General features: G+C 34.3%; 1 protein-coding gene. It reads left to right on the top strand.

Annotated features, from left to right (window positions below; translation table 11 throughout):
- Positions 1-146: 146 nt before the first annotated feature.
- Positions 147-542, top strand: a 396-nt coding sequence (locus tag SM447_RS29835; RefSeq protein ID WP_474576198.1) for a hypothetical protein, incomplete at its 3' end; no start/stop codon positions are given.

The following is a 542-nucleotide window of genomic DNA, read 5'->3' as shown; positions in this document are numbered from 1 at the left end:
AAAATCACTAAAAAATATTTTTCATATTTGCTTTACAAACATCAAAAATTTGTGTTTTATTTAACAAAAAGCAGGATGTTACCCCATTATCATTTTCTCTATTTTTGACCTAAACTATAAATAATCAATAATTTAACACACAAATTATGAGAAATCTTTTTTTATCAATGGCCTTGGCATGCAGTGTCCTTGCTAACGCGAATTATCAGAACAATTCCAAATCCAACAAAAGCTATCCCAATGAGATCGGAACAAATACTGCCCAATGCTCTGAATTAAAAATAGCTGTTGTCTTTGACAATTATGGATCAGAAACTAGCTGGGATCTAAAAAATGCCGCAGGAGATATCATTGAATCGGGCGGAGGCTACAGCAACTCATCTCCTGATATTTCTAAAAACGTTTGCTTAACCGATGGTGCGTATACATTTACGATCAATGATAGTTATGGAGATGGAATATGCTGTACCTATGGACAAGGATCTTATGCTATTACACTCAATGGAACTGCATTAATATCTGGCGGTGCATTTGGTACTACA

The organism is Micromonospora aridisoli, from assembly GCF_056150025.1.
Note: the sequence above shows the minus strand (reverse complement) of the source record. Positions and strands in the feature narration are given on the sequence as shown.